Raw genomic sequence first — 24,132 nt, 5'->3', positions numbered from 1 at the left:
GCTATTGAAACGCCTCCGAACCAAGCCGACAGTCAAAGAGGTGTTCTGAGAGGCAATTCAATGATCCTGGAAATTCGTCACTACACGCTGAAACCCGGTCTCCGAGAAGAGTTTATTGCGTTCTTCGAAAAGCATAACCGCTCTGCTCTGCGCGAAGCAGGCATGCTTGTTTTCGGACCGCTCCGAGATTTGGAGGACGCCAACAAAGTACACTGGATGCGCGCTTTCCCCTCTTTGGAAGCAAGAGAGCGGATAAAGAATGATTTCTACGAAGGGCCAGTCTGGCACGAGCAGATCGAGCCCATCGCAATGTCAATGATTGCCCACTACGAGGCAGAACTGACCGAGACAACCAACGGGTTCGAAACTTTCAAGGGCGCTCGGACACTCGACATGTAGTGAGAACCCCGCTGCAATTCGTGTTTTGGACAAATGCAGCGCAGTCCGAAAATCAGTGCGCTATCCCTGTTGGCCCGTGCTTCATGACATGCCACTGACCGTAGCTGTCGTTCAGATCCAGCGTGATCGCCGCATTCGCCTTGGTCGATGCGCTGCCGATCTCAGCCAAGGTGAATTCGATACCTCCGGGAATGTCGATCCGGACGCGATGCGGGCCACCGCCATGAGGTGCCTGAATCGGTTCGCCGGATGATTTCAGCACGTCCCCGATGGTGACCTGGGCTGTACGCCCCTCCATGTCCATCTCGAAATCAATCGGCACATACAGGGTGTCGTGAACATTATCGCACATCGTACGGAAGACGTGCCAATGGGTTGCCATTTCCTCGGTCTCTTCACCATGAAAGACCTTTTCCAATGCGGCGCGTTGGGCGTCCGAAGCGCTTGGGTCGATGATCACCTGCATCTCACCGCCGCCCTCAAAAATGGGGCCCGGCCAAGCATAGATCAGAGCAGCCTTTGTGCCACTTAGATCCGTGTCGCCAAAATGCCCCTTTGATACTTCCAACACTTCAAACCCGCGGCAATGACCGTGGGTCGGCAATTCTTCGAACTGACAAGGGCATGCATACCCGCAATTACAGTTCCCAAAAGCATCGCCTTCAATGTACCAATCAGTAAAACCCATCGTCTTCTCCTGTTATGCACAGTCTGAAATCCCGACGTCGTTGGTCGCATGCCTGTAGATTATTCCCCCGGCATCACCCTACCACAAATTGGCTGCGTTCAGAACCGGAAGGCCTAAATGCCACTGTTTCGTTGAAATTGCGGCATAAACCTTGGTTTAAACACACCAGTTTCAACCAAAATCCAATCGCAGCAGTTGGGGGCCATCCCCAGTTCGATCGCATCGACGCAACACACAAAAGGAGATGCGATATGGAAACCTTCAAAATGCTGACACTGACCGGCTTGATCGCCGTTGCACCGGCCCTGGCGCTGGCCAACGTAGGGCTTGGCGACAAACTGGGAACCAACGAGGCCGAAATCCGGTCGACTCTTGAGGCGCAGGGGTACCAGATCGAAGAGATCGAATTCGAAGATGGTGAGATCGAGGTTGAACTCAGCAAGGATGGCGTGGAAACTGAACTGGTCCTGACCGAAACGGATGGCGAGGTGACCGCCATCGAAATCGAAAAAGACGACGACTGACCGCGCGATATCAAAGGAGCGCCATGAAGCTCTCACAGACGTCTTTACTCTGGCTCCTTCTGGTGGTGCAGGCCCTCTGCGCCGCCTTTTTCTTGACCGACGCAATCCTGGATTGGACCGGAGGCGAAAGTGCCGGGTTCCGCCATCTGCACGGGTTTGAACTGGCCCTGTCGCTGGCGCTGATGGGAGGATTGGCCGCAACCATTACCCTGATACGCACACAAAACCGACGCGTGCGCGAAATGCAGCGCCAGCTTGGTGTAGCGCAGGGTGCCTTTGCCCAAATCATCGACAACCAGTTCAGCGAATGGCAACTCAGCGACGCCGAGCGTGACGTCGCGTTGCTGTCCATCAAAGGGCTGTCCATCGCAGAAATCGCCGAACTCAGGCAGACCAAAGAAGGGACGATCAAGGCACAAAGCGCGGCGATCTACCGTAAGGCAGATGTCACGGGGCGGCTTCAACTGCTCAGTTTCTTTGTCGAAGAGCTTTTGACCGCCCCCCTGATGAACGAGGCCAAAGCGGCCAAGCCCAGGAAAGATCAAGCCTGAAATTCAAGGCGGGTTTATTCACTCACACCGTGCAAAGAACCTGTGACTCAACGTGAAGGTCCCGCGTCTTCTTTTCGCGTCTCAATTGCCCACATGTGCCTCGTACGCAATTCGGAACAAAGGACATGGTTATGGTTTCTCGTCTCATTCTCGCCTCGGCGGCCCTGACGGTCAGCGCGTCGGCACTGGCTGCCCAAAGCCTGACAGATGGCCTTTATATTCAAGGCTTCGCAGGCTACAGCCAATTGCAAGACAGCGACTTTGGCGGCAAAGTCAACGGATCGCCGCAATCAGTGGATACCGATTTTGACTCGGGCTATGGACTGGGCATCGCCGTCGGCAAAGAAATTCCACAATGGTCGAATGATCGGATCGGCACCCGAGTTGAACTGGAACTGTCCTACCGCGACAACGACGTGGACGGCGTCAACTTCTCGGGCAACGGACCGGGAAATGAGGGCAATACATCGGGCGACATCACGCAGACCTCGCTGTTTGGCAATGTACTGTTCGACATCAAGCAAAGCAGCGCTTTCACACCCTATGTGGGCTTGGGTCTGGGCGTCACCTATTCCGATATCGATATCTCTTACGGGCCAGGCGTCCGGCTGGACGACAGTGAGACGAACTTTGCGGCCCAGGTCATTGCCGGCGTGGCCTATGAGGTCAACGAAACCACCGCATTGACCCTCGATACCCGCTACTCTCGCGCCTTCGACGTCTCAACCAACCGCGTGGCACCCAACGGGGCCTCTACCGGCTCGGTCGAAGACGATATCGACACGTTCAGCGTCAATGTCGGCCTGCGCTACGGGTTCTGAGTGCGCACGGGGGCAGAGTTTCTATCCGGTTCCTCTTCCCCCGCATGGTCCCGTGTTCTATGCACGGGATCATGCGATCTTTTATCATCCATATGTCCTCTAGCCCCGCCCGGCGACCCAATGCCGACAAGCTGTGCGCCGATCTGCCCAATGCCGAACTGTTCGAGGCCGTGAACGGCCGTGATCCTGACCAGATCGCCGGAGTTCAGCTTCATCCCGGCAATCTGCACCGCCCGCATTACCCCTTTGCCCTGCGCCCGGCCGAAATCGGCGTGTTCGAAAGTCATCGCCGCATCTGGCGCAAGCTGGTCGACGAAGAGATCGATCTGGCCATCATCACCGAAGATGACCTGCGTATCGACCCCGCCCGCATGGCCGAGACGCTCAAGGTTCTGGCCCCGATCGCCACACCCGACCACTATATCCGCATTCCGGTAAAGCAGCGCGAGGTCCCGGTTCAGACTCTGGCCGAACAGAATGGTTTGCGGCTGATCCTACCCAAGGTGATCGGGTTGCAATGTGTCTGTCAGATGGTGGGTCGGCACGCAGCCAAACGGTTGCTGGCCGCCACCGAACAGATTGACCGCCCAGTAGATACGTTCATGCAAATGCACTGGCTGACGGGCCAACCCATCCACGCCCTGCTGGGTAGCGGCAATCAGGAAGTGGCGCGCGAAATCGGTGGGTCGACCATCCAGACCAAACCGCCACTGTCGGATAAACTGACCCGCGAATTCAAACGCGCCGCTTATCGGGCAAAGCTGCATCTTCACCCGCAGCGCCCGCCTGCTTCATCTGGCTGAAAATACCTTCGGGGGGAATCGCGCCAAAAGGCGCGATGGGGGGCAGACAGCCCCCCCAGACCCGGCCCCGTCTTACGACGGCGCCTTGGTCTTGCGCAGATAGGGAAAGATCGTCTCGAACTCGCCGAACTTTTCTTTCGCTTCATCGTTGGAGACGGCAGGAGGAATGATCACATCTTCACCCGGCACCCAGTTGGCGGGCGTCGCAACGCCCTTGGCCGACATCTGCAACCCGTCCAGCGCGCGCAGAATCTCGGCGAAGTTCCGGCCCACGGTCATCGGATAGGTCATCGACAGTTTCAGCTGCTTGTCCGGCCCGATGATAAAGACCGAGCGCACCGTGGCGCTGTCTGCGGGCGTGCGACCATCGGGCAGATACGCCTCGGCCGGCAGCATGTCGAAGGCCTTGGACACGGCCAGCCCGTCATCGGCGATGATCGGGAAACCGGGGTTGGCGTTGCCATAGGCTTTGATGTCTTCTTTCCACTTCTTGTGATCCTCGACCCCGTCGACCGATACGCCCAGAACCTTGGTATTGCGGGCCGCCCATTCGTCATTCAGTTGCGCCACGGCCGAAAACTCGGTGGTGCAGACAGGGGTGAAGTCCTTGGGATGCGAGAACAGGATGGCCCAGCTGTCACCGATCCAATCATGAAACTGAATGGTGCCCTGATCCGTTTCTGCGGTAAAGTTCGGAACCGTATCATTGATGCGCAAACCCATGGCGAATCTCCTTTATTGTGAAAAACCCGAGTCGGTTGCCGTAAACCTAAACACTTTGCGCAATTGTTAAACCACATAAGGGCGTCAAATAATTTGATCAAATTTTTCCTTGCCGTGCCCTTGCCCCGGTGACAGAGTGGCCGCGATTCCCGGCTTCGGGCTGTTGGCACAGGAGGATGCGCCATGATCGAAAAACGCGATTTCTATATCAACGGTCAGTGGGTCGCCCCCGCAGCGGCCAATGACTTTCACGTGATCAACCCCTCGAACGAGGAGCCCTGCGCGGTGATCTCGTTGGGTGCGCAGGCCGATACGGATGCCGCCGTCGCTGCGGCCAAGGCGGCTCTGCCGAGCTGGATGGCCACTCCTGTTGCGGAACGGATCGCACTAATGGAGAAGCTCGTTGAGGTCTACCAGACCCGCTCGGAAGATCTGGCGCAGGCCATGTCGCTTGAGATGGGCGCGCCACTGGATATGTCGCGCAGTTCGCAGACAGGTGCGGGAATCTATCACCTCAAGAACTTCATCCGCGCTGCAAAGGATTTCCAATTCGAACGCCCGCTGGGCGATCATGCCCCCAATGACCGCATCATTCACGAGGCAGTCGGCGTTGCGGCCCTGATCACACCGTGGAACTGGCCGATGAACCAGATCACGCTCAAGGTCGGCGCGGCGGCAATTGCGGGCTGTACCATGGTGCTGAAACCGTCCGAGCAAAGCCCGCTGAACGCGATGATCTTTGCCGAGATGATGGACGCCGCAGGATTCCCGCCCGGCGTGTTCAACCTGGTGAACGGCGATGGGATGGGCGTAGGCTCGCAACTTTCGGCACACCCAGATGTGGATATGGTCAGCTTTACCGGATCGACCCGCGCCGGAACGGCGATCTCCAAAGCCGCGGCTGAGACGCTGAAGAAAGTGCATCTGGAACTGGGCGGCAAGGGCGCGAATGTGATCTTTGCCGATGCCGATGAAAAGGCCGTTAAACGCGGTGTGCTGCACATGATGAACAACACCGGCCAAAGCTGCAACGCGCCCAGCCGCATGCTGGTCCAGCGCCCGATCTATGATCAGGCGGTGGAGATTGCGGCAGAGGTAGCCAACAAAGTCACCGTTGGTCCCGCGCTTGAGGAAGGTCGCCATATCGGCCCTGTGGTGAACGAGGTGCAATGGACCAAGATTCAGGACCTGATCCAGCAGGGTATTGATGAAGGTGCGCGTCTGGTTGCTGGCGGCACCGGACGGCCCGAGGGTTTGAACAAGGGCTACTACGTCCGCCCCACCGTCTTTGCGGACGCCAATAATCAGATGACCATCGCGCGTGAAGAAATCTTTGGCCCGGTTTTGACCATGATGCCCTTCGACACCGAAGAAGAGGCCGTCGAGATCGCCAATGACACGCCTTATGGTCTGACAAACTATGTCCAGACTCAGGACGCCGCGCGCGCCAATCGCATGGCGCGGGTGCTGCGGTCGGGCATGGTTGAAATGAATGGCCAGTCGCGCAGCGCAGGATCACCGTTTGGTGGGATGAAGCAATCCGGCAATGGGCGCGAAGGCGGTGTTTGGGGGCTAGAGGACTTTTTGGAAGTCAAATCCGTCGGCGGCTGGGCAGCCGAGTAAACAGACTTGGAATAATCCAATTGTGAGGCACCTTGCGGTGCCTCGCTCTGTTTTCAGGCATCCGCCTGCGCGGCCTCATAAGCCAGCATCGCGCGTTTGACCGGCAGGCCCCAATGGTAGCCGCCCAAACCGCCGGATTTCCGCAGCGCCCGGTGGCAGGGGATCAGCCAGCTGACTGGATTGCGCCCCACCGCCGTACCAACCGCACGCACCGCTTGCGGAGACCCTACCCGCTGCGCGATCTCGGAATAGGTGGTGACCTGGCCTGATGGGATGTGCATCAAAGCCTCCCAAACTTTGATCTGCAGGGGTGAGCCGATCAGGTAGAGCGGTGTCGGCTCCAACCGATCACTGACCGATCCAAACGCGCTCAGCACCCAGGGGCGCAGGCGCATAGGGTCCTCGACGAAGTCCGCCTGTGGCCAGCGCGACAGCATATCCTCCATCGCGTCTTCTTCACCGGTCTCGGCGCCGAAGGCCATGCCGCAAATGCCTTTGTCGGTGCCCATCACCAGCGCCGGGCCAAAGGGGCTTTCGAACCAGCCCCAATATATTGTCAGACCTGCGCCTTTGCGGGCGTATTCGCCGGGGCTCATGGATTCCCATTTCAGGAACAGATCATGCAAGCGGCCAGAACCGGACAGGCCGACGTTATGCGCGGTTTCCAATGTCGTGAACCGTTCGCGCAACAGCGCCTTGGCGTGGCCCAGCGTCAGGTATTGCTGGTACCGTTTCGGCGACACGCCGGTCCAGCGCGAGAACAGACGCTGGAAATGCGCCGGGCTCATGTCCATCTGGCAGGCCAGCTCATCCAGGCTGAGAGGCTCTCCGCCCTGATCAATCAACTCGATCGCGCGCCGCATGACGTTGTAGTGATAGCCGCTTTCAGGAGTCTGGACGTTCATGTCTTTCACCTCATTATCTGGGGTAAACCATAGCGCGCAGGCCACGCCCAAGCGACCCGGAACTTGCGCATTGGCTTTGGGCTTGTGTCACGGGCCAGCGGGCGGCATTAAGGCCCGGATGGCAAAACAACTCGATTATCACACGATCCGCGAGATCTTTACGCGTTTTCACGACGCCGACCCCGAACCCAAGGGCGAGTTGGAGCACGTGAACGTCTACACCTTGGTCGTTGCTGTGGCGCTGTCTGCGCAGGCGACGGACGCGGGCGTCAACAAAGCCACACGCGCGTTGTTCAAGGTTGCCGACACGCCGCAAAAGATGCTGGATCTTGGCGAAGAGGGCCTGATCGAACATATCAAGACCATCGGCCTGTTCCGGCAAAAGGCCAAGAACGTCATCAAGCTCAGCCGTATTCTGGTTGAAGACTATGGCGGCGAGGTTCCCAATTCCCGTGCGGCCTTGCAATCACTGCCGGGGGTGGGGCGCAAGACGGCCAATGTGGTTCTGAACATGTGGTGGCGCTATCCGGCACAGGCGGTGGACACCCATATCTTTCGCGTCGGAAATCGCAGCGGCATCTGCCCCGGCAAAAACGTGGACGCGGTCGAGCGTGCCATCGAGGATAACATCCCAACCGATTTCCAGCTGCACGCGCATCACTGGCTGATCCTGCATGGCCGCTATCACTGTAAGGCGCGCAAACCCATGTGCGGCACCTGTATCATCCGCGATCTCTGCGAATTTGAGGACAAGAATCTATGAAAACCTACCAGCTTGTTGGCATCGGCAATGCCGTTGTGGACGTGATTTCCCAGGCCGATGACAGTTTCCTGGAACTGATGGGCATCGAAAAAGGCATCATGCAGCTGATCGAACAGGAACGGGGCGAGGTGCTCTATGCCTCGATGGAAGGTCGGGTGCAGACGCCGGGCGGGTCTGTTGCAAATACCATCGCCGGGGCCGGCGCACTGGGGCTGGATGCCGCGTTTATCGGGCGGGTGCATGATGACGCGCTGGGCCGGTTCTATGCGGATGCGATGAACGAGGATGGTGTGGATTTCGTCAACCCGCCGGTGCCTGGCGGTGAACTGCCAACGTCACGCTCGATGATCTTTGTCTCGCCCGATGGCGAACGGTCGATGAACACGTATCTTGGGATTTCGTCCGAGCTGTCTTCGGCCGACGTCTCTGCTGACGTGGCGGGCAACAGCCAGCTTATGTTCCTTGAGGGGTATCTGTTCGACAAGGAAAAGGGCAAGGCGGCGTTTCTTGAGGCTGCGCGAAACTGCCACAAGGGCGGCGGCAAAGCGGGCATCGCCATTTCCGACCCGTTCTGCGTGGAACGTCACAGGGTCGATTTCCTGCTGCTGATCGAGAACGAGTTGGATTTCGTCATCGGCAACGAGGCCGAGATCAAGTCGCTGTTCGAAACCGACGATCTGGAAGAGGCGCTGGCAAAGACCGCCGCGATCTGCCCTCTGGTCGTGTGTACCCGGTCGGGTGACGGGGTAACGGTTCTGTATGACGGCCAACGCACCGATGTTTCGGTGGAAAAGGTGGTGCCGGTGGACGCGACCGGCGCGGGCGACCAGTTTGCCGCCGGGTTCCTGTATGGCATGGCCACCGGTCGCGATTATGAGACCTGCGCCCGCATCGGCAATGTCTGCGCCCGCGAAGTGATCAGCCATATCGGCCCAAGGCCCGAAGCAAATATGCAGGAACTGCTGCGCGCCGAAGGCTTGCTGTAAAGGGTCAGGGCCGGACAGAGGGCATCGCATGAAAATAGCTGCGCTGACGATGGTGTACCGCGACTATGAAATGCTGGCGCGCTGGTGCGATTATTACGGCGACATGCTGGGCCGCGAAAACCTTTTTATCGTCTCTCATGGTGCCGACCCACGGCACCGTGAGATTGCCCAAGGGTGCAACTGCATCACTGTCCCGAGGGAGCCGGTCGCGAATTTCGACACGTGGCGGTTCGAAATGCTGCATCGCTTCGTTCAATTCCTGTCCAGTTCCTATGAATGGGTCATTCGGACAGATTCGGATGAGTTCATTGTCGCGGACAGGGCATATGGAACCGTGCCCGAGATCCTCCAGCGTCAGGAGGTTCCGTTCGCCTTTGCCCTCGGCCTTGAGGTTTTCCAGCACGAAAGCGAAAAAGAACTGACGCCAGACCCTATCACCACCCAACGACGCTATGGTCTGGTTCTGGCCAGGTATTCCAAGGCGTTTGCGGTACGAAATGGCATGCGGCTGGAAAACCATGGAGTTCACATAAACCCGCAGGACTCATCTTCTTACACTGTGAACATGCCTGAAGGGCTTTATCTGCTGCACATGCGGATGTGTTCGAACGCGGTGCATCAGGCCCATCGTGACCGAAAGATCATGATGAAGAACGCGCCGCGTTCGTGGAAGAATCTGGACAAGTGGGAACGGATCATTCTTGACCACATTGCTTTGGGTCTGGTCGACGATAGCGATGCTCATCTAAGTCACGTCCGGAACGTTCAAAGCAATCGCCACAGACCGGCCTGGTATCGACGCGGTATCCTTGTGCCCGTTGCGACACCCGACATGAACCGCGTCGTGGAACTCCCGCAGGGTATTCTCGGCCAGGTGTGATCGGAAGGTCGTGCTATGAACCGGTCGCGTCATTCAGCCGCCAGTCGTAATCATACGCCCTAACCCGCTGTGTTTGCTGCAATCGGGCCCGCAGGTTCGGATCGGCGACCGTTCGAATATAGGCCAGCACGGCCTGTTCATTTGGTCCAAAATCCTCGCGGAACCAGATGTAGATTTTCGACAGGACAAGCCCCCCGCGCTCGTTGAACCGCACCCCGCGCGGATCGTTGACATAGGCATGCTCGGCCGCGGCAAAGTCCTGTTCCAGCGTCTTGGCCTGCCAGGCACGGCCCATCAGGTTGGGACAGCCCACAGCAGCACAGTTTAACGCATAGTGGATGCGGGGCTCATCATATGTGGGCCGGATGATGCGATGCTCGATATCGTTCAGGCTCAGCTGCTGCCCCGCCACCTCAACCAGAGTCCGGTTCCAGGGGCCGATCGACAGCGGCCCGTCTTTGATGTCACGGATCGAGGCGACGGGATAGTTATCGAGAACCACATCCACCGTCACCGCATTATAGAGATTGATCCAATAGGCCAGCTGCTGATTGCGGGTCAATTGCATCGGATCCACGGCTTGCAAATCGGTCAAATAGCCGTCCAGCCGCGCCCGGTCGGCCTGCGTCACCTGCCCATATGCCACCCGATTTACACCTTGCGCATCCGGCGCGACATAACGGGACAGAAAAGCCGTCCAATCACGGTGATCAACCCGTTGTCCGGGCGGTGGCGCATAGCTGGTCAAGGTCCTCCCTGGCAAAGCCTCAGGCGCGGGCAGCGCCAGACGCTCGACACTGGCGCAGGCGGTCAGCAAGGGCAGCAGCAGGATCAACAGGTATCTCATGACGCGTCCTTCCGGGTCTGGCGCAGGGCCCGCATCTGACCCTTGAGCCGCTTCAGTGGGGCAAGCGAGGGGTCGCCAAGCTCGGGCAGATCCGGGCCACCAGACAGGCGCGGCACGGCGGCATTCCACCAGCTTGGCCCGGTGGGGCCTTCGATCCGATCCGGGCTAGCCAGATGCATATCGCGCTGCGCATTGTGTACACACATCGACAGCGGTCCGTTTGCCGTCGCGACCATGAACACGCATGAGGCGCAACGATCCTCCTCAAGCGCATCCGCCGCCATGAAGTTATGGATAAACACGGCCTGCCGTCGTACCGGGCCGCGCAGCAGCCCTGATCCCAGACGCGCCACGCTTAACGCCAGATGACCAAGCGCCCGCAAAGCCAGCAGCGGGTGCCGCCGGATCATGCGCCGCAGTTTGGGGCGGATGCGAATATGCGCGTCCTGCTTATCGTCCACGCCCTCAAGCGCGGCGATCACCCGATGCACCAGCCGCTGGTTCGACAGCAACGAGACCGCACGCCCTCCGGCTGTGACCACACTGGCATAACGGTTGCATTTGGAATGCCCAACGGCCGCGGTGTCGAAATGCAGCGGTGTGCCATAGCCTGCCTCGATCGCGCGCGTCACACTGCCCTGCGTGATCGCATCGGGCCGCGCGCGCAGAACACCGCGCCCGGTATCGGCCTGCATCTGGAACGACACAAAGGCAACCTCGGGGCGGTCACGCAGAAACCGGGCCAATTCCGGTATCTCGCCGAAATTGCCACCAAACACGGTGGTATTGAACAGGATACGCAACCCCAACCCGCGCGCACGGCGGATATAAGCGCGGCGTACGGTGTTCAGTTCGACCTCGGAGCTGAAGCCTGTGCGTTCCTGAGTCAGGTCGACGTGAAAGGCGACATCATCCAACCCTGCCGCTGCCAGCCGCGTCAGAAAGGCCCGGCTGGCGCGGATACCGTTGGTCATCAGGCAGGATCGCATGCCCAGGCGGCGGATTTCGCGGCACAAGGCCTCCAGATCCTCGACCTTGCGCAGGGTCGGATCACCGCCCGTCAGTTGTACCGAGACACCGGTGCCATAGTGGCTGCGGATCGTGGCGAGCCGTGCAAACAGAACCGAAAGCGGTGGGTCAAAGGTCATCTCGGCGCGGTCCGAGAGGTAGCATAACTTGCAATCCAGATTGCAGTGCTGGGTGACCTCAAGCGCAACGCAGGCGATGGGGTAAAACCGCCCCGCTGTCTGTCCCGCACCAAATTCACCGCAACTCTTTAATCCACCACGCAAGGGGGTACGACGGTCGGTGCCTGTGAACTTGCGTCCGGCGGGGGCAATAGCGGGCTGGGGATGCGCGGTGTCTTTCATACGCACCAAGCTAGAGAGGGCTCGGACATGCGGCCACGCCCCCTCACGCCAACGTGCGGGCCGGTGAACGATCAGCCGCAGCAGCCACCGGATCGTTTCACTTCGGTCGCCGACGGAGCCTCGTTCACATTCGCACCCCGACCCAGCCAGGTGCGTTCGGCCAGATAGAAATCGGTGAAGCGGTCGTGAAAGTCGTCGGACACGGATTTCTGCGGGATGCCCGTGGCCAGTAGGGCCTGCTGCCACGCTTTCACTTTGGGATAATCGGCCAGCATGTCGTGCCCGCTGTGATCGGCCACAATCGCAGCACGGTGCAACAAGGGCAGCCATGCCATATCCACATTGCCCAGTGTTTCCCCTGCAAAGAACGGACCATCGCCCAGTTGCTTTTCCGCCTTGGCAAACGCGCCGCTCAACTTGCCCACACGTTCGCCGAACACCGCGCTGTCGGCACTTTGCATGGTGCTGCACTGAACCAGATAGTGCTTGCTTGCCTGATAGCTCCACGCTCGGTTCAAGGCGCGCTGTTCGGGCGTCAGATCGGGTTGCAGCGGGGCGGACACCTCATCCAGATATTCGGCGATTGCATCTGACTCGAACAGCGGCGTGCCGCCTTCGGTCACCAACACGGGCACCTGGCCGGTGGGTGACAGCTCAAGAAACCACTCGGGCTTGTCACTGAGTTTGATGAAGTCGATTTGATAGGGCACCTGCTTGGCCTCAAGCAGCGCCGTGACGCGCTGAACGAAGGGGCAGATTTTAAAGCTAATGATACGGATCATTGGTCTTTCCTTTTGGTTGCTTCACCTGTCAGACGAAGCGCGCGCCAAAAAGACGACGTTCAGATCAACATTTTTTGCAATTGGCGGATTTTGCCTGCACGTCCGAGATGTTCCCCCGCACATCCATCGAGATATTGCAGCAATCTTCAAACGCCTTCCGCAGCTCGGCCCGACCTTTCTGAACGCGGGACTTGAGTGTCGAATAGGACAGCCCATGCGCCTGCGCATAGTCGCGTTGAGACATGCCGTTGATGTCGATGGCCATCAACATATCTGCGGTCTCGGCGGGCAGACCCCGAATGAAGGGTTCGACGCAGCCTTCAAGATCCTGACGGGTTTCGGGGTCTTCGCGATGATACCACAGATCATCCGGATGCGCCTGCGCACGGCCCGATTTGCGATAGTGGTCAATGATGGTGCGATCCGCCGTCTGGAACAGCCAGGGCTGCAGCCTGGCCGGGTCTTTCAAATCAGGCAGGCCGGTGAAGACCTTGAACGAAATCTCTTGCAGCAGATCATCCACATCCGCCGCATTGGACACGCGCGAATGCAAAAACGCCTTTAGACGAGCGCGATATTTCGGCCAGATATCTTCGATCTGCATGCTGGTTTATGACAGGTAATCGGCGAACGCGTCCACCACCTGCTCATAGACCGCGCGCTTGAAGGGCACGATTTCCGCGATCAGCTTGCCTGGCTCCTGCCATTTCCAGCGGGTGAATTCCGGGTGGTCGGTTGCGATATTGATCTGATCGTCGCTGCCGGTGAAGCGCAGCAGGAACCATTTCTGTTCCTGCCCGCGAAAGCGGCCCTTCCAGATATTGGGCACGATCTCATGCGGCAGATCATAGGGCAGCCAGCCATCGGTCTCGGCCACCACCTTGACCAGATCAGCGGTCACGCCGGTTTCTTCCCATAACTCGCGCAGGGCCGCATCGCGGGGGTCCTCACCCTTGTCCACCCCACCCTGCGGCATCTGCCAGGCGTCCTTATGGCGGTCATTGCGCTGGCCGACGAAAATCTTTCCCTCGGCATTCATCAGCATAAGGCCGACGCAGGGGCGATAGGGCAGTTTGGCGATTTCTTCCGGGGTCATCCGCGGCCTCATGGGGTTGTTCAGGCAACCTGTAACAAGCGCCGCAAGATCCGCAAAGGGGGTGACGTTAGGTTTCGCGTGACAAAGTTTACGCGCACGTCAATTTAGAGTGCAAATTCGTGAGGGAGAGTTTTGCCATGACTGCGTACCCAAACATGCTGGCCCCGCTGGATCTGGGCTTTACCACGCTGAAGAACCGCGTGCTGATGGGTTCGATGCATACTGGTCTGGAAGAGACCGGCGATTGGAACCGCGTGGCCGAGTTCTATGCAGATCGCGCAAGGGGTGGTGTGGCTTTGATGGTCACCGGTGGGATTGGTCCGAACCTTGAAGGTTCGGTGTTGCCCGGCGCGTCGATGATGACAAACGATAAAGAAGTGGCGAACCATTCTATCGTGACGCAGCGCGTGCACGAGGCAGGCGGCAAGATCGCCATGCAGATCCTGCACGCGGGCCGCTATGCCTATGGTCCGAAATGCGTGGCCCCAAGCCCGGTAAAATCCCCTATCTCGCCATTTCCGCCGAACGAGTTGGACGAAGACGGCATCGAAAAACAGATTAGCGATATCGTCAACGCCTCCCGATTGGCACAGAAGGCGGGTTATGACGGGGTCGAAATCATGGGCTCCGAAGGGTATTTCCTGAACCAGTTCCTTGTGACCCACACCAACAAGCGCTCCGACCGTTGGGGCGGGTCGTATGAGAACCGGATGCGCCTGCCCATCGAAGTCGTACGCCGCACGCGCGAGGCAGTGGGGACGGACTTCATCATCATCTACCGCCTGTCGATGATTGACCTGATCCCCAATGGCTCGACCCATGATGAGGTGGTGGAACTGGCGCAGCGGATCGAACAGGCCGGCGCGACGATCATCAACACCGGCATCGGCTGGCACGAGGCGCGGATTCCGACGATTGCGACCAGTGTTCCCCGCGCCGCCTTTGCGTGGGTGACCAAAAAGCTGATGGGCAAGGTTTCGATCCCCGTGATCACCTCGAACCGTATCAATACACCGGAAGTAGCCGAAGAGGTTCTGGCGACAGGTTGTGCCGATATGGTCTCACTAGCCCGCCCGATGCTGGCGGATGCGGATTTCGTGAACAAAGCGCTTGCCGGGGACGGGGCCAAGATCGCGCCCTGTATCGCCTGCAATCAGGCCTGCCTGGATCACACGTTCAGCGGCAAGCTGACCTCATGCCTGGTTAACCCACGCGCCTGCCACGAGACCGAGTTGGAGATTGCCAAGGCGGATACGGTCAAGACGGTGGCTATTGTCGGTGCAGGCCCGGCTGGCCTGTCCACCGCCATGACCGCCGCCCAACGCGGCCACAAGGTCACCCTGTTCGACCGCGCCAGCGAAATTGGCGGTCAGTTGAACATGGCCAAACAGGTACCGGGTAAAGAAGAGTTCTGGGGTCTGGTCAACTGGTACCGCACCATGATGGCTGATCTGGGTGTGAAGTTGGAATTGAACCGCGAAGTGACCGCCGATGACCTGAGCGGCTTTGACGAGGTAGTCATCGCCACCGGCGTCTCTCCTCGCGACCCACAGATACCGGGGCAGGATCGCGACAATGTCCTTAGCTACGTCGATGTGCTGCGCAACAAAGCGGAAGTCGGCGCATCCGTTGCTGTCATCGGCGCGGGCGGAATCGGGTTTGACGTGTCCGAATTCCTGATCGAGGACGGCCACAGCCCGACCACTGACTTGTCCGTCTGGATGAAGGAATGGGGCGTGACCGACCCGGCCGAACACCGCGCGGGTCTGGCCCCCGAAGGTCCGCTACCCGAGGCTCCCAAGCGGCAGGTTACCCTACTGCAACGCAAGAAACAGGCACACGGCAAGGGGTTGGGCAAAACTACGGGATGGATTCATCGCGCAACGCTCAAGATGAAAAACGTCAATTTCCTGGGCGGCGTGAACTATGAACGCATCGACGAGGACGGCCTGCATGTAACCTTTGGCGAAGAACGCGCTGATCCGACCGTCATCCCAGCGGATACGATTGTTCTGTGTTCTGGTCAGGTGTCTGAACGCAGCCTTGCCGACACGCTGATCGACCGCGGCATCACCCCGCACGTGATCGGTGGCGCGGATGTGGCGGCGGAGCTGGACGCCAAGCGGGCGATCAATCAAGGCACGCGACTTGCAGCTGGTCTCTGAGCTCCTACACAGATTACTCAGAAAGCGCGAGCTTGACGCCCAACGCACCAAACGCGGTTGAGAAACACCGCTTGATCCAGGCCATGACGGATGGTCTGTGAATAACATAATCCCGCGCCAGCGCCGCGCAGGCCCCGTAGCCAACAAAAACCACAAAGGTCAGTGCCATGAAGGCAAGGGCGAGCTTGATCAGTTCCAGCCCTGCGCTCGCCGTACCTGCTGGTAAAAACTGCGGCAGGAAGGCCAGAAAGAACAAGGACAGTTTGGGGTTCAGTACATTGATCAACGTTCCGGTCACCGCAATTTTGACGTAGCTTACCGAGGATTTCTCGGCATTGACCTCCAACGCGCCGCCATCTTTGAGAATCCCCCAAGCCATATAAAACAGATAGAGGACACCCAGATACTTGATGAGCTGAAACGCCAGCGCGCTGGTATGCAAAAGCGCGGCAAGCCCGATGATACTCGCAAGCGCTGCCGGAACGATTCCAATTGTACATCCAACTGCTGCTGCAAGGCTGGCGCGAAAACCGCGCCCAAGACCAACGGCCAGCGTGTATATCACACCGGTCCCTGGCAATAGCACTACTATTAAGGATGTCAGAAAAAACTCAAGCGACATGCCGCCTCCAACTTGTTCCGAGGCAGAGTTTCCGACAATCAAAATAATGTAAACCGATTTCGCAGCAGATCTGGTGACTACTCCACCGTAATCGTAATCACCTCGGACACAATCGGCGTCGCGTGCGGCACGTGGCCCGCATCGCCAAGCACTAGTTGCAGCGTGTGTTCACCGGGAGCAAGGTCTAGCGTCACTTCGGTCTGGCCGCCGCCGAAATGCAGATGATTGTCATCCGAGGGCAAACCATAAGCCAGCTCATCCGCGCCGTCTTCGCCTTCACCCAGGGGTGGGCGGTCAATCAGCAAATGGTGGTGCCCGGTGTTTTCCTTCTCGGTCCCGGCAGGGGCCACGCCCATGCCACTAAGGCCAAAGACCACCGTCACCGGCGACTGGACAGTATCCCCGTCCGCCAGATTGACGAAATAGACCTTTGCTTCGGGGTTGGATGGTGTTTCTCCACCGGCCAACGCGAGGGTTGCGGACAGGCACAGGGCGGCAAGGGCGAAAAGGGCTTTCATGATCTCCTCCGTGGTCACAAATTTGCCATTCTCATCTTAGCATATTCGCGCCAATGCCCCTAAACCCTTTGTCTTTTTTGGGATGTGGCCACCTTGGAAACTATTGTTTCCGCGTTTCCCATCTGCAAACGATAGCAATTAAATCCCTGATATTATCCCATGTCTGCCCCGTTTCCGCCCAGATTGGGCGCCAAAGTCAGGCAAAGACAAAACACCCGAGGAACGAGTATGGACCGACTGACCGAAATGGAAGCCTTTGCCAATGTGGTGGATCAGGGTGGGTTCACTGATGCGGCCAAGAAGATGGGTATTTCCAAATCTGCAGTATCAAAGCACGTATCAAGCCTTGAGGCACGGTTGGGCGCGCGATTGCTGAACCGCACCACGCGTCGGGTATCCCCGACCGAGATCGGGCTAGCCTATTACGACCGCGCGCGCCGCGTACTGAATGATGCAGGCGAGGCGGATGCGCTGGTCACCTCAATGCAATCGGCACCATCCGGTCTGCTGCGAATCAGCGTGGCGACGGATTTCGGGGTGAATCATCTGTCGCCGGTGCTGTCGGACTTTTTGGCCGCGTACCCGGATATCACCGTGAATATGGTTCTGAACAACCGTTACGTGGAATTGATTTCCGAAGGCTTCGACGTCGCCGTACGCATTGGTGAGCTTGAGGACAGCACGCTGCGCGCACGTAAACTGACCGAAACCGTGAAACGGATGGTCGCCGCGCCCAGCTATATCGAGAAATTCGGCCGTCCGCAGAAAATCGACGATCTGAATGAACACAAGCTGCTGCATTACTCGAGCCAATCCTCGGGCAATGTCTGGAGGCTGACCGCACCGTCAGGTGAAAAAAGACAAGTGCGCACCGCCGGTTGGCTCAGCGTGAATGACGGTCAATCGCTTTTGAATGCGGCGATCTCGGGGTTGGGGATCGCGTATCTACCCAGCTACTTATATGCTGAGGCGCTGAAATCCGGCGCGGTACTGGATGCGATGCCGTCATTGCCCGATGAAGTGCAGGGCATCTATGCCGTCTATCCACCCGGCCGCTTCACGCAGCCCAAAGTACGCGCGTTCATCGACTTCCTGGTTCAGTCCTTTGCGGAAAAAGGCCTGATGGATTGGGTGGATTGACCCGATGTTCAACAGGCTGAACGGATGAATAAAGCTATTTAGACCGAGATTAGCACCGAGCGCGCCGATGGCGACGCACGTCCTGCATCGTCAACAGGGTTTAAAACGCCACCGGTTGCAGCCATCAGCGAAATCACTGGCCTGATTGGCGTATTCGGCCTTTTTGCAGCAACATCGGTAGCCGTCTAATTCGACACGCCACTGCTGCAATCCATTCAGTTGTTGTTGGCGGGCGCCGCGCTGCCGATGATTGCCTTGTCTACCCTGCTGGACAAGGCCCATTTGCGCGCCTCGACACGGTTGGATTATGGGCTGAGGAGGCACTCTTCAGATGTCGTCGCGATTACAGTGACAAAGACCTAGGGCCTTGGGGCGACCTTTTTGTCATCGCCATGGCCTACCAGATCATCCCGACCTACGACTCGTCGAAATACGAGCTGGTTCGCGCACAGACGCTTTCTTGTTTTCCTATAACTTGGATTCTGTCCCCTGCATACATTGCCTTCACCACCCGCCACATGGTCGAGCCGCGCAACGAGCTTTGGCACTTTGGCAAACTGATCACCCTGCAGCTTTCCATCGTCGATCCTGAACAGATCAAGGACCACTGCAGGGCATGGCTGGTCAAAGGATTTTTCCTGGCCTTCATGATCACCATCCTGCCGCAGATTGTCAGTTTCGTGACCAACGTAGATCTGGAAAGCTTTTTTGCCGACCCGGTGTTCCGGCTTCTCGATTCACATATCAGAACCGCGACTCCGTATCTGTCTGCTTGGATCGCGGCCCCGATGTGTTATCGCCCCTTCGCATTGATGACCGCTGGCGGCCCGCTTGATTATCGCGCGGGCACGCAATCATGGACGGATTGGCTGTCGGATCAGCCTGTGCTTTTGGTTGTTTGGGGCGGTGCGATTCTGGTGCTTGCCATAGTCTACGCCTGGGCAACCGCTGCATTCGGGCTTCGTTTTTCGAACCTGACCCATCGCGGGATCATCACAACCGGGGCGTTTCGCTATTCCAAACATCCTGCCTATCTGTCCAAGAAAATCATGTGGTGGATGCTTTATATGCCGTTTCTTTCGGCCGTCGGACCAGCGGCCGCCCTTCAAAGCTGTATTTTGTTGTTGGGGGTGAATGCACTGTATTACGCGCGCGCCAAGACGGAAGAAAAGCATCTTATGGCCGACGAAGACTATCGCGCCTGTGCGGGTTGGATCGCGGAAAATGGTCTGATTGCGCATTCGCGAAAGCGCCGTCGCAGTTAGAAACCCTGATAGTCAGGGCGGATCGAAAGCGATTGGTCGAAGAAAAACCACAGATCGTCTTCGTTTTGTCGACAAATCGTCTCTTTTGCCAGTGATAGTGCAAGTAACAGGAAATATCTCCCCCGGTGAACTTCGACGGCCCGCGCATAAGTGCGGGTCTTTTTTCTTGATTGCCCTTTAGAAACGCTCGACCCATGGACGCAAGGTCAGCTCGTTGCTCCAGGCGGATCGGTCCTGATGTATCAGGTGCATGTATTCCCGCGCGATGGCATCCGGGTCCAACATGCTGTCGGGGTTGTCCGTGGCCTCAACCCGTTCAGGCCGTGATGCATTGCGGATGCCGCCGTCGATATTGATCCAAGCCACGTGGATGCCTTTGGGGTGCAACTCGCGCGCCATGGATTGCGCCAAACCGCGTTGTGCGAATTTACCCATGGCAAAGGGTGCGGATAGCGGAAAGCCTTTGACCCCGGCCGAGGCACCGGTGAACAGAATTGTGCCGCGCCGGTTGTCCCGCATCGGCTGGTCCAGCATGCGGCGAGCAGCGGCCTGTCCTAACAAAAAGGCTCCGTGGGCCGTGACCTCAACTGCCTTTCGCACCGTTTCGGGATCCAGCTCGATGATTGGACCACGTTGCCGGGCCGAGGGGTTATAGCAGGCCACGCGCAATTCACCCGGCAGATCGGCAACCAGCGCCGCCACGCCCTTGGCATCCGTACCGTCCAGCTGATGCAGCGTCGCACCCGTTTCGGCAGCCAGTGGTTCCAGTTTCGCGATATCACGCGCGGTCAAGTGCAGCGCATAGCCATCCCGCGCTAAGGCCCGCGCGAACGAGGCCGACAGGCCCGCCCCCGCGCCGATAATCAATGCCTGAGGGGGTTGTGTCGGATCGGCCATGGCAGGCTCCTTCTCTCTTGGTCCTCTCACTGACCTAAGTCGGTGCGATCAATTGACCAGCAACACGGCCTCGACCCGGCGGTTCAGGTCGCGCCCTTCGGGGGTCGCGTTCGACGTCAGCGGTGCCAGATAGCCAATCCCCCGCGCCTCAAGCCGGTCGGCGGCGACCCCATGGGCCTCGATCAGGCGGGTTCGCACCGCTTGCGCCCGACCCGTGCTAACCGAGATATTGGCGTCCAGCGCGCCCGTATCATCTGTGTGGCCCACCAACGCCAGCCGCGTGCCCGGATTGTCGGCCAAATACCCGGCAATCAAATCCAGAGAGGCAAAGGGCCCGTCACCCAGCGTTATCTCGCCGGTACGGAAATGAAGGTCGTCCAGAATCACATGCCCGTTCTGGGCCAATTCGCTCAGCAGGCCGTCCGAACCACTGACCGTTTCCTCTATCACCAGCGGCGGCGGAGCAGCGACACCAACTGGGGTGACACGGATCATCTGCACATAACCGCTGGGCGGGTTGCGGCTGACCAGCAGGCTCAGCACCTCATCCCCGCGCGTGGCAGCCAAAAAGCGGTAATCCTGGATCGACACATACATGTCGGGGGTCGGCACCACCTCGGTCCCGAAGCGGAAATCGAACCCACCGCAGGTCCGAGCCTCGCACTCGAACAAGACCTCATAGCCCTGCGCGATGACCTGTTCACGCAATGGCGCCAACAATTGCAACGTGGTGCTAGAGCCCGATTGCACACGCCATGTGATGCGCTCAACCTGCCCTTCGACATGGCGGACAGGCAGGCTGCCATCTGCAAAGGGGCCAGTGGGCAGATCGTAACTGTCCAAGGGGCTGACACGGTCGCTGAGCTGGCGCGCGCCGGTAGGCAGGGCCAGGTCTTGCGCGGCAAGCGGTCCGGCCAGTAAAAACAGGATCAGAAAGGCAATTCGGGTCATCGGGCCTGCGCGTGATATTCATCGTTCGGGGCCATGGCCGTAGCACTGGCAACCCGGTTCGACATGTTGAAAAAACCGGTGACATTGGCGAGGTCCCAAATATCCCGGTCACTCAGCCCCACATCCCGCAGGCGTTGGCGATCGGGCTCTTCGATCTCGGCGCTGGCGATGGTCATTTTGGCGGCGAAATCCAGCATGGCGCGCTGGCGCGGGTCCAGTGGCGCCACACGGTAGTTCATCACCAGCATCTCACCCAGTTGCGGATTGCCCGACAATTGCCGCACCGCTGCGCCATGGGCCACAAGGCAGTAAAAACATTTATTGATCGCCGAAACGACCACGGCGATCATTTCCCGTTCCAACTTGGTCAGACCGCTGTCGCCCAGCATCAAGTCGTTGTACGTCGCGGTAAATGCGTTCAGCTTGTCGATATCAAACGCATAAGCCCGCAGCACATTCGGTACAAAGCCCAGCTTTTCCACACAGATATCAAAATATTTCTGCGTCTCGGGCGGCAGCGGGTCCACCATCGGCAAGTCCAGCGCGGTGGGCATATTCTGGTCGGTCACGTCAGGCTCTCTCTTTGGACAAGCTGACGGTAGTGGTATTCGCCGACAATCTCCATCCCAAGTGCGTAATAAAGCCCGTTGGCCGCAGCATTCGCCTTGGTGCAGATCACGCTGAGTGTTTCGGCACCGTTTTCCTGTGCCCAAAAGGCTGCCGCGCGCATCGCCCAGGCACCCAACCCGTGTCGCCGGTGCTGGGGCAGAACCTCAAGCGCGTGAACCATCGCAACGCCGTCCTTTATCGCGACAAATACAGTACCGGCGGGTTGATCGTCGCGACGCAGCAGCAGCCCTGTTTTTAGGCCTTTCACCCGCTCCATCACGGAAACCCGCGCCCGGCCAATTCCCCCCTGCGCCCAGATTTCACGCATGATCGCAAGGGGTTCCGGCGTGGGAAAGACCATCACGCGCGGGATCGGTGTATCGGTGAGGTGGCCTGTCGGACAGGCATAGATGTTAACCGGATCCAGAACCTCATACCCGCGCGCGGCAAGCTGAGCATCCAATGCCTCATCCCCCGGACGCAGACAGAACAGATGCTTTTGCCCCATCGCCTGCATTGCAGCCTCGGCGGCGCTGATATCAGCTTCGGTTACCGGACCCTGCGCACTGGCCGCAGACACACGCGATCCGCCGCCCTGCCCTTGTCGCAGCTGAAACGGACCCAGCCGTTGATAGCCCGCAGCGGGCCAGGTGCCGTCGACGACGTCGGGCCAGTTGACCCTCACAGATCAAGCTCTTTCGCCAACCGGGTGACAGCCGCGTCGATCCGTGCCCCGTCTGTGCCACGCACAACCACGTTCGCCCCAAATACGCCGTTGATCTGGTACGGATAGCTGCCGATGGAGAGATCAGAAAAATCTTCAGCCAACACGGACAGCGGTCCCGCGATATCACCCTCACCACGTTCCACGCGCAGGGTTTGCGACAACAACGGGCTGCCACCAGTGAGGCCGGGCAACACGCTGGCAACCATCGCCTGAAACACCGAAGGCACCCCGGCCATCACGTGCACGTTCTGAATGGTGAACCCCGGCGCGGTCGAAACCGGATTGTCGATCAGCGCCGCCCCGTCCGGAATGCGCGCCATACGCAGGCGGGCCGCGTTCAACTCCTGCCCGGATTTGTCATAGCGGGCCTGCAACAAGGCGCGGGCATCCTCACGCACGTCGATGGGTGTGTCGAAGGCACGGGCAATGCTGTCGGCGGTGATATCGTCATGGGTCGGGCCAATGCCGCCGCTGGTAAAGACATTGTCATAGGCTTCCGCCAGCGCCTTGACCGCCGTTTCAATGGCGGATGCGTCGTCGCTGACAATGCGCACCTCTTTCAGGTCTATGCCATGTTTGGTCAGTTCACCGGCGAGGTAATGCATATTCGCATCTCGGGTGCGGCCTGAAAGGATTTCATCCCCGATCACTAGCATTGCAGCGGTTGGATTGGCCATGGCGCGTGCCCCCTCTTGATCGACCTTATGGGCAGGTATAGGCCCTGAGGCATGCGATTTGAAACCCCTCTTGTCCCCGCCCGCCTGATCCGACGCTACAAACGCTTCCTGGCTGATTGCACGTTGGAGGACGGGCGCGAGGTCACCGCCCATTGCGCCAATCCGGGCTCGATGATGGGTCTGGCTGAACCGGGCGAGAAAATCTGGCTGGAGCCCAATGACGACCCGAAGAAGAAACTGAAATACGGCTGGCGTCTGGTCGATCATGAGAATGGGCATTTTACCGGGGTTGATACCTCGGTTCCCAACAAAGCGCTGCGCGCGGCGCTGGAGGCTGGCGAGATTCCGGAACTGGCGGTTTATGAGACCATCCGCCCCGAGGTGAAATACGGCGAAAACAGCCGCATCGACTTTCTGTTAACCCAACCGGGCCTGCCGGATGCCTATGTCGAGGTCAAAAGCGTCACCCTGTCTCGCCAACCGGGACTCGCTGAATTCCCCGACAGTGTCACCGCCCGCGGCACCAAGCATCTGGGCGAACTGGCGGCGATGGCGGCACAGGGGCATCGCGCGATCATGCTGTATCTGGTGCAGCGCACCGATTGCGACCGGTTTGCGCTGGCCGCGGATATCGATCCCGCCTATGCGGCTGCGTTTGAGGTCGCGCAGACGCAGGGAGTAGAACGGCTGATTTACGGCACGCGCATTGCGCCCGACGAAATCGCTGTCGGCGAAAGGCTTCTGGCGTAACCCGGTTAAGACCGGATTTTATCTGTTGCGCCCGTTGCCATTTCCCGGTC

At 58.8% G+C, this 24,132-nt stretch carries 28 protein-coding genes; 13 read left to right on the top strand and 15 right to left on the bottom strand.

What is annotated here, in order from left to right:
• Nucleotides 1–60: 60 nt before the first annotated feature.
• Entirely contained in the window at nt 61–399 is a 339-nt protein-coding gene (locus AB1A64_RS18580) for an NIPSNAP family protein (protein ID WP_366553053.1), read from the top strand.
• A 52-nt stretch (nt 400–451) separates the two neighbouring features.
• Here the strand turns inward: AB1A64_RS18580 and AB1A64_RS18575 are convergent, their stop codons facing one another.
• Nucleotides 452–1,087 carry a DUF1326 domain-containing protein gene (locus tag AB1A64_RS18575; protein WP_366553051.1) on the bottom strand — a complete coding sequence of 212 codons (636 nt, stop codon included), beginning with the start codon at nt 1,085–1,087 and terminating at the stop codon, nt 452–454.
• A 251-nt stretch (nt 1,088–1,338) separates the two neighbouring features.
• On the opposite strand from AB1A64_RS18575, the gene AB1A64_RS18570 reads away from it, so the two are divergent.
• The 4 genes from AB1A64_RS18570 to AB1A64_RS18555 all read left to right on the top strand — a co-directional run bounded on the left by AB1A64_RS18570 (nt 1,339) and on the right by AB1A64_RS18555 (nt 3,786).
• Nucleotides 1,339–1,611: a PepSY domain-containing protein gene (locus tag AB1A64_RS18570; RefSeq protein WP_366553049.1), complete on the top strand. Its 273-nt coding sequence runs from the start codon at nt 1,339–1,341 to the stop codon at nt 1,609–1,611.
• 23 nt (nt 1,612–1,634) lie between these two features.
• On the top strand, nt 1,635–2,162 hold the full coding sequence (locus AB1A64_RS18565; RefSeq protein WP_366553047.1) for a LuxR C-terminal-related transcriptional regulator: 528 nt from the start codon (nt 1,635–1,637) through the stop codon (nt 2,160–2,162).
• Nucleotides 2,163–2,293: 131 nt separating this feature from the next.
• Nucleotides 2,294–2,983, top strand: a complete 690-nt coding sequence (locus tag AB1A64_RS18560; protein ID WP_366553046.1) for an outer membrane beta-barrel protein — start codon at nt 2,294–2,296, stop codon at nt 2,981–2,983.
• Nucleotides 2,984–3,054: 71 nt separating this feature from the next.
• Nucleotides 3,055–3,786 (top strand): glycosyltransferase family 25 protein, encoded by a 732-nt coding sequence (locus AB1A64_RS18555; protein WP_366553044.1) that lies wholly within the window; start codon nt 3,055–3,057, stop codon nt 3,784–3,786.
• Nucleotides 3,787–3,858: 72 nt separating this feature from the next.
• Here the strand turns inward: AB1A64_RS18555 and AB1A64_RS18550 are convergent, their stop codons facing one another.
• A complete protein-coding gene (locus tag AB1A64_RS18550; RefSeq protein WP_366553042.1) occupies nt 3,859–4,509 on the bottom strand; it encodes a peroxiredoxin in 651 nt (216 codons plus the stop codon).
• Nucleotides 4,510–4,692: 183 nt separating this feature from the next.
• Here AB1A64_RS18550 and AB1A64_RS18545 point away from each other — a divergent pair, with 183 nt between their 5' ends.
• The gene (locus AB1A64_RS18545) at nt 4,693–6,132 is read left to right on the top strand and encodes an aldehyde dehydrogenase family protein (RefSeq protein WP_366553040.1); all 1,440 of its coding nucleotides are present in this window, start codon (nt 4,693–4,695) and stop codon (nt 6,130–6,132) included.
• A 53-nt stretch (nt 6,133–6,185) separates the two neighbouring features.
• On the opposite strand, the gene AB1A64_RS18540 is transcribed toward AB1A64_RS18545, so the two are convergent.
• On the bottom strand, nt 6,186–7,037 hold the full coding sequence (locus AB1A64_RS18540) for a bifunctional helix-turn-helix domain-containing protein/methylated-DNA--[protein]-cysteine S-methyltransferase (protein WP_366553038.1): 852 nt from the start codon (nt 7,035–7,037) through the stop codon (nt 6,186–6,188).
• Between the two features lie 118 nt (nt 7,038–7,155).
• Here AB1A64_RS18540 and nth point away from each other — a divergent pair, with 118 nt between their 5' ends.
• The 3 genes from nth to AB1A64_RS18525 are packed head-to-tail and all read left to right on the top strand — an operon-like array spanning nt 7,156 to nt 9,666.
• Complete coding sequence (gene nth, locus AB1A64_RS18535) at nt 7,156–7,800, top strand: endonuclease III (protein WP_366553148.1); 645 nt, start codon at nt 7,156–7,158, stop codon at nt 7,798–7,800.
• The gene (locus AB1A64_RS18530; RefSeq protein ID WP_366553036.1) at nt 7,797–8,786 is read left to right on the top strand and encodes an adenosine kinase; all 990 of its coding nucleotides are present in this window, start codon (nt 7,797–7,799) and stop codon (nt 8,784–8,786) included. Before nth ends, AB1A64_RS18530 begins: the two co-directional genes overlap by 4 nt.
• Before the next feature lie 28 nt (nt 8,787–8,814).
• On the top strand, nt 8,815–9,666 hold the full coding sequence (locus tag AB1A64_RS18525; protein ID WP_366553034.1) for a glycosyltransferase family 2 protein: 852 nt from the start codon (nt 8,815–8,817) through the stop codon (nt 9,664–9,666).
• Nucleotides 9,667–9,679: 13 nt separating this feature from the next.
• On the opposite strand, the gene AB1A64_RS18520 is transcribed toward AB1A64_RS18525, so the two are convergent.
• From AB1A64_RS18520 to AB1A64_RS18500, 5 genes are all read right to left on the bottom strand, one after another.
• Nucleotides 9,680–10,513: a DUF547 domain-containing protein gene (locus tag AB1A64_RS18520; RefSeq protein ID WP_366553032.1), complete on the bottom strand. Its 834-nt coding sequence runs from the start codon at nt 10,511–10,513 to the stop codon at nt 9,680–9,682.
• Entirely contained in the window at nt 10,510–11,883 is a 1,374-nt protein-coding gene (locus AB1A64_RS18515; RefSeq protein ID WP_366553030.1) for a radical SAM protein, read from the bottom strand. The genes AB1A64_RS18520 and AB1A64_RS18515 overlap by 4 nt, the downstream gene beginning before the upstream one ends.
• A 71-nt stretch (nt 11,884–11,954) precedes the next feature.
• Complete coding sequence (locus tag AB1A64_RS18510) at nt 11,955–12,665, bottom strand: glutathione S-transferase family protein (protein ID WP_366553028.1); 711 nt, start codon at nt 12,663–12,665, stop codon at nt 11,955–11,957.
• Nucleotides 12,666–12,729: 64 nt separating this feature from the next.
• Nucleotides 12,730–13,269, bottom strand: a complete 540-nt coding sequence (sigZ, locus tag AB1A64_RS18505; RefSeq protein ID WP_366553026.1) for an RNA polymerase sigma factor SigZ — start codon at nt 13,267–13,269, stop codon at nt 12,730–12,732.
• A gap of 6 nt (nt 13,270–13,275) precedes the next feature.
• On the bottom strand, nt 13,276–13,761 hold the full coding sequence (locus AB1A64_RS18500; RefSeq protein ID WP_366553024.1) for an RNA pyrophosphohydrolase: 486 nt from the start codon (nt 13,759–13,761) through the stop codon (nt 13,276–13,278).
• A gap of 137 nt (nt 13,762–13,898) precedes the next feature.
• Between AB1A64_RS18500 and AB1A64_RS18495 the strand changes: the two genes are divergently transcribed.
• Nucleotides 13,899–15,926, top strand: coding sequence for an NADPH-dependent 2,4-dienoyl-CoA reductase (locus AB1A64_RS18495; RefSeq protein ID WP_366553022.1), 2,028 nt, complete (start codon nt 13,899–13,901; stop codon nt 15,924–15,926).
• A gap of 13 nt (nt 15,927–15,939) precedes the next feature.
• Here AB1A64_RS18495 and AB1A64_RS18490 read toward each other — a convergent pair whose 3' ends face one another.
• Nucleotides 15,940–16,548 carry a LysE family translocator gene (locus tag AB1A64_RS18490; RefSeq protein WP_366553020.1) on the bottom strand — a complete coding sequence of 203 codons (609 nt, stop codon included), beginning with the start codon at nt 16,546–16,548 and terminating at the stop codon, nt 15,940–15,942.
• Between the two features lie 77 nt (nt 16,549–16,625).
• Complete coding sequence (locus AB1A64_RS18485; protein WP_366553018.1) at nt 16,626–17,066, bottom strand: DUF4399 domain-containing protein; 441 nt, start codon at nt 17,064–17,066, stop codon at nt 16,626–16,628.
• 228 nt (nt 17,067–17,294) lie between these two features.
• Between AB1A64_RS18485 and AB1A64_RS18480 the strand changes: the two genes are divergently transcribed.
• Complete coding sequence (locus AB1A64_RS18480) at nt 17,295–18,206, top strand: LysR family transcriptional regulator (RefSeq protein ID WP_170515853.1); 912 nt, start codon at nt 17,295–17,297, stop codon at nt 18,204–18,206.
• A 392-nt stretch (nt 18,207–18,598) separates the two neighbouring features.
• Nucleotides 18,599–19,471, top strand: a complete 873-nt coding sequence (locus tag AB1A64_RS18475) for an isoprenylcysteine carboxylmethyltransferase family protein (RefSeq protein WP_366553016.1) — start codon at nt 18,599–18,601, stop codon at nt 19,469–19,471.
• Between the two features lie 177 nt (nt 19,472–19,648).
• On the opposite strand, the gene AB1A64_RS18470 is transcribed toward AB1A64_RS18475, so the two are convergent.
• The 5 genes from AB1A64_RS18470 to AB1A64_RS18450 are packed head-to-tail and all read right to left on the bottom strand — an operon-like array spanning nt 19,649 to nt 23,332.
• Nucleotides 19,649–20,368 carry an SDR family NAD(P)-dependent oxidoreductase gene (locus tag AB1A64_RS18470; protein ID WP_366553014.1) on the bottom strand — a complete coding sequence of 240 codons (720 nt, stop codon included), beginning with the start codon at nt 20,366–20,368 and terminating at the stop codon, nt 19,649–19,651.
• 48 nt (nt 20,369–20,416) lie between these two features.
• Nucleotides 20,417–21,319: an OmpA family protein gene (locus AB1A64_RS18465; protein WP_366553012.1), complete on the bottom strand. Its 903-nt coding sequence runs from the start codon at nt 21,317–21,319 to the stop codon at nt 20,417–20,419.
• Nucleotides 21,316–21,888: a peroxidase-related enzyme gene (locus AB1A64_RS18460; protein ID WP_366553010.1), complete on the bottom strand. Its 573-nt coding sequence runs from the start codon at nt 21,886–21,888 to the stop codon at nt 21,316–21,318. Before AB1A64_RS18460 ends, AB1A64_RS18465 begins: the two co-directional genes overlap by 4 nt.
• Nucleotides 21,885–22,613, bottom strand: a complete 729-nt coding sequence (locus tag AB1A64_RS18455) for a GNAT family N-acetyltransferase (RefSeq protein WP_366553008.1) — start codon at nt 22,611–22,613, stop codon at nt 21,885–21,887. Before AB1A64_RS18455 ends, AB1A64_RS18460 begins: the two co-directional genes overlap by 4 nt.
• Nucleotides 22,610–23,332, bottom strand: coding sequence for a molybdopterin-binding protein (locus tag AB1A64_RS18450; protein WP_366553006.1), 723 nt, complete (start codon nt 23,330–23,332; stop codon nt 22,610–22,612). Before AB1A64_RS18450 ends, AB1A64_RS18455 begins: the two co-directional genes overlap by 4 nt.
• Before the next feature lie 51 nt (nt 23,333–23,383).
• Here AB1A64_RS18450 and sfsA point away from each other — a divergent pair, with 51 nt between their 5' ends.
• Entirely contained in the window at nt 23,384–24,082 is a 699-nt protein-coding gene (gene sfsA / locus AB1A64_RS18445; RefSeq protein ID WP_366553005.1) for a DNA/RNA nuclease SfsA, read from the top strand.
• The last annotated feature ends 50 nt before the right edge of the window (nt 24,083–24,132 follow it).

Origin of the sequence: Ruegeria sp. ANG10 (genome assembly GCF_040705255.1) — a bacterium.
Taxonomy (GTDB): domain Bacteria; phylum Pseudomonadota; class Alphaproteobacteria; order Rhodobacterales; family Rhodobacteraceae; genus Ruegeria.
Note: the sequence above shows the minus strand (reverse complement) of the source record. Positions and strands in the feature narration are given on the sequence as shown.

What these genes read in the sequence shown, in the direction of transcription:
- AB1A64_RS18500 (WP_366553024.1), bottom strand. Translation starts at nt 13,761, where the DNA reads ATGACCCCGGAAGAAATCGCCAAACTGCCCTATCGCCCCTGCGTCGGC.
- AB1A64_RS18465 (WP_366553012.1), bottom strand. Translation starts at nt 21,319, where the DNA reads ATGACCCGAATTGCCTTTCTGATCCTGTTTTTACTGGCCGGACCGCTT.
- AB1A64_RS18470 (WP_366553014.1), bottom strand. Translation starts at nt 20,368, where the DNA reads ATGGCCGATCCGACACAACCCCCTCAGGCATTGATTATCGGCGCGGGG.
- AB1A64_RS18560 (WP_366553046.1), top strand. Translation starts at nt 2,294, where the DNA reads ATGGTTTCTCGTCTCATTCTCGCCTCGGCGGCCCTGACGGTCAGCGCG.
- AB1A64_RS18545 (WP_366553040.1), top strand. Translation starts at nt 4,693, where the DNA reads ATGATCGAAAAACGCGATTTCTATATCAACGGTCAGTGGGTCGCCCCC.
- AB1A64_RS18480 (WP_170515853.1), top strand. Translation starts at nt 17,295, where the DNA reads ATGGACCGACTGACCGAAATGGAAGCCTTTGCCAATGTGGTGGATCAG.
- AB1A64_RS18510 (WP_366553028.1), bottom strand. Translation starts at nt 12,665, where the DNA reads ATGATCCGTATCATTAGCTTTAAAATCTGCCCCTTCGTTCAGCGCGTC.
- AB1A64_RS18570 (WP_366553049.1), top strand. Translation starts at nt 1,339, where the DNA reads ATGGAAACCTTCAAAATGCTGACACTGACCGGCTTGATCGCCGTTGCA.
- nth (WP_366553148.1), top strand. Translation starts at nt 7,156, where the DNA reads ATGGCAAAACAACTCGATTATCACACGATCCGCGAGATCTTTACGCGT.
- AB1A64_RS18475 (WP_366553016.1), top strand. Translation starts at nt 18,599, where the DNA reads ATGGCCTACCAGATCATCCCGACCTACGACTCGTCGAAATACGAGCTG.
- AB1A64_RS18520 (WP_366553032.1), bottom strand. Translation starts at nt 10,513, where the DNA reads ATGAGATACCTGTTGATCCTGCTGCTGCCCTTGCTGACCGCCTGCGCC.
- AB1A64_RS18495 (WP_366553022.1), top strand. Translation starts at nt 13,899, where the DNA reads ATGACTGCGTACCCAAACATGCTGGCCCCGCTGGATCTGGGCTTTACC.
- AB1A64_RS18515 (WP_366553030.1), bottom strand. Translation starts at nt 11,883, where the DNA reads ATGAAAGACACCGCGCATCCCCAGCCCGCTATTGCCCCCGCCGGACGC.
- AB1A64_RS18490 (WP_366553020.1), bottom strand. Translation starts at nt 16,548, where the DNA reads ATGTCGCTTGAGTTTTTTCTGACATCCTTAATAGTAGTGCTATTGCCA.
- sfsA (WP_366553005.1), top strand. Translation starts at nt 23,384, where the DNA reads ATGCGATTTGAAACCCCTCTTGTCCCCGCCCGCCTGATCCGACGCTAC.
- AB1A64_RS18565 (WP_366553047.1), top strand. Translation starts at nt 1,635, where the DNA reads ATGAAGCTCTCACAGACGTCTTTACTCTGGCTCCTTCTGGTGGTGCAG.
- AB1A64_RS18580 (WP_366553053.1), top strand. Translation starts at nt 61, where the DNA reads ATGATCCTGGAAATTCGTCACTACACGCTGAAACCCGGTCTCCGAGAA.
- sigZ (WP_366553026.1), bottom strand. Translation starts at nt 13,269, where the DNA reads ATGCAGATCGAAGATATCTGGCCGAAATATCGCGCTCGTCTAAAGGCG.
- AB1A64_RS18525 (WP_366553034.1), top strand. Translation starts at nt 8,815, where the DNA reads ATGAAAATAGCTGCGCTGACGATGGTGTACCGCGACTATGAAATGCTG.
- AB1A64_RS18530 (WP_366553036.1), top strand. Translation starts at nt 7,797, where the DNA reads ATGAAAACCTACCAGCTTGTTGGCATCGGCAATGCCGTTGTGGACGTG.
- AB1A64_RS18555 (WP_366553044.1), top strand. Translation starts at nt 3,055, where the DNA reads ATGCGATCTTTTATCATCCATATGTCCTCTAGCCCCGCCCGGCGACCC.
- AB1A64_RS18540 (WP_366553038.1), bottom strand. Translation starts at nt 7,037, where the DNA reads ATGAACGTCCAGACTCCTGAAAGCGGCTATCACTACAACGTCATGCGG.
- AB1A64_RS18575 (WP_366553051.1), bottom strand. Translation starts at nt 1,087, where the DNA reads ATGGGTTTTACTGATTGGTACATTGAAGGCGATGCTTTTGGGAACTGT.
- AB1A64_RS18550 (WP_366553042.1), bottom strand. Translation starts at nt 4,509, where the DNA reads ATGGGTTTGCGCATCAATGATACGGTTCCGAACTTTACCGCAGAAACG.
- AB1A64_RS18485 (WP_366553018.1), bottom strand. Translation starts at nt 17,066, where the DNA reads ATGAAAGCCCTTTTCGCCCTTGCCGCCCTGTGCCTGTCCGCAACCCTC.
- AB1A64_RS18450 (WP_366553006.1), bottom strand. Translation starts at nt 23,332, where the DNA reads ATGGCCAATCCAACCGCTGCAATGCTAGTGATCGGGGATGAAATCCTT.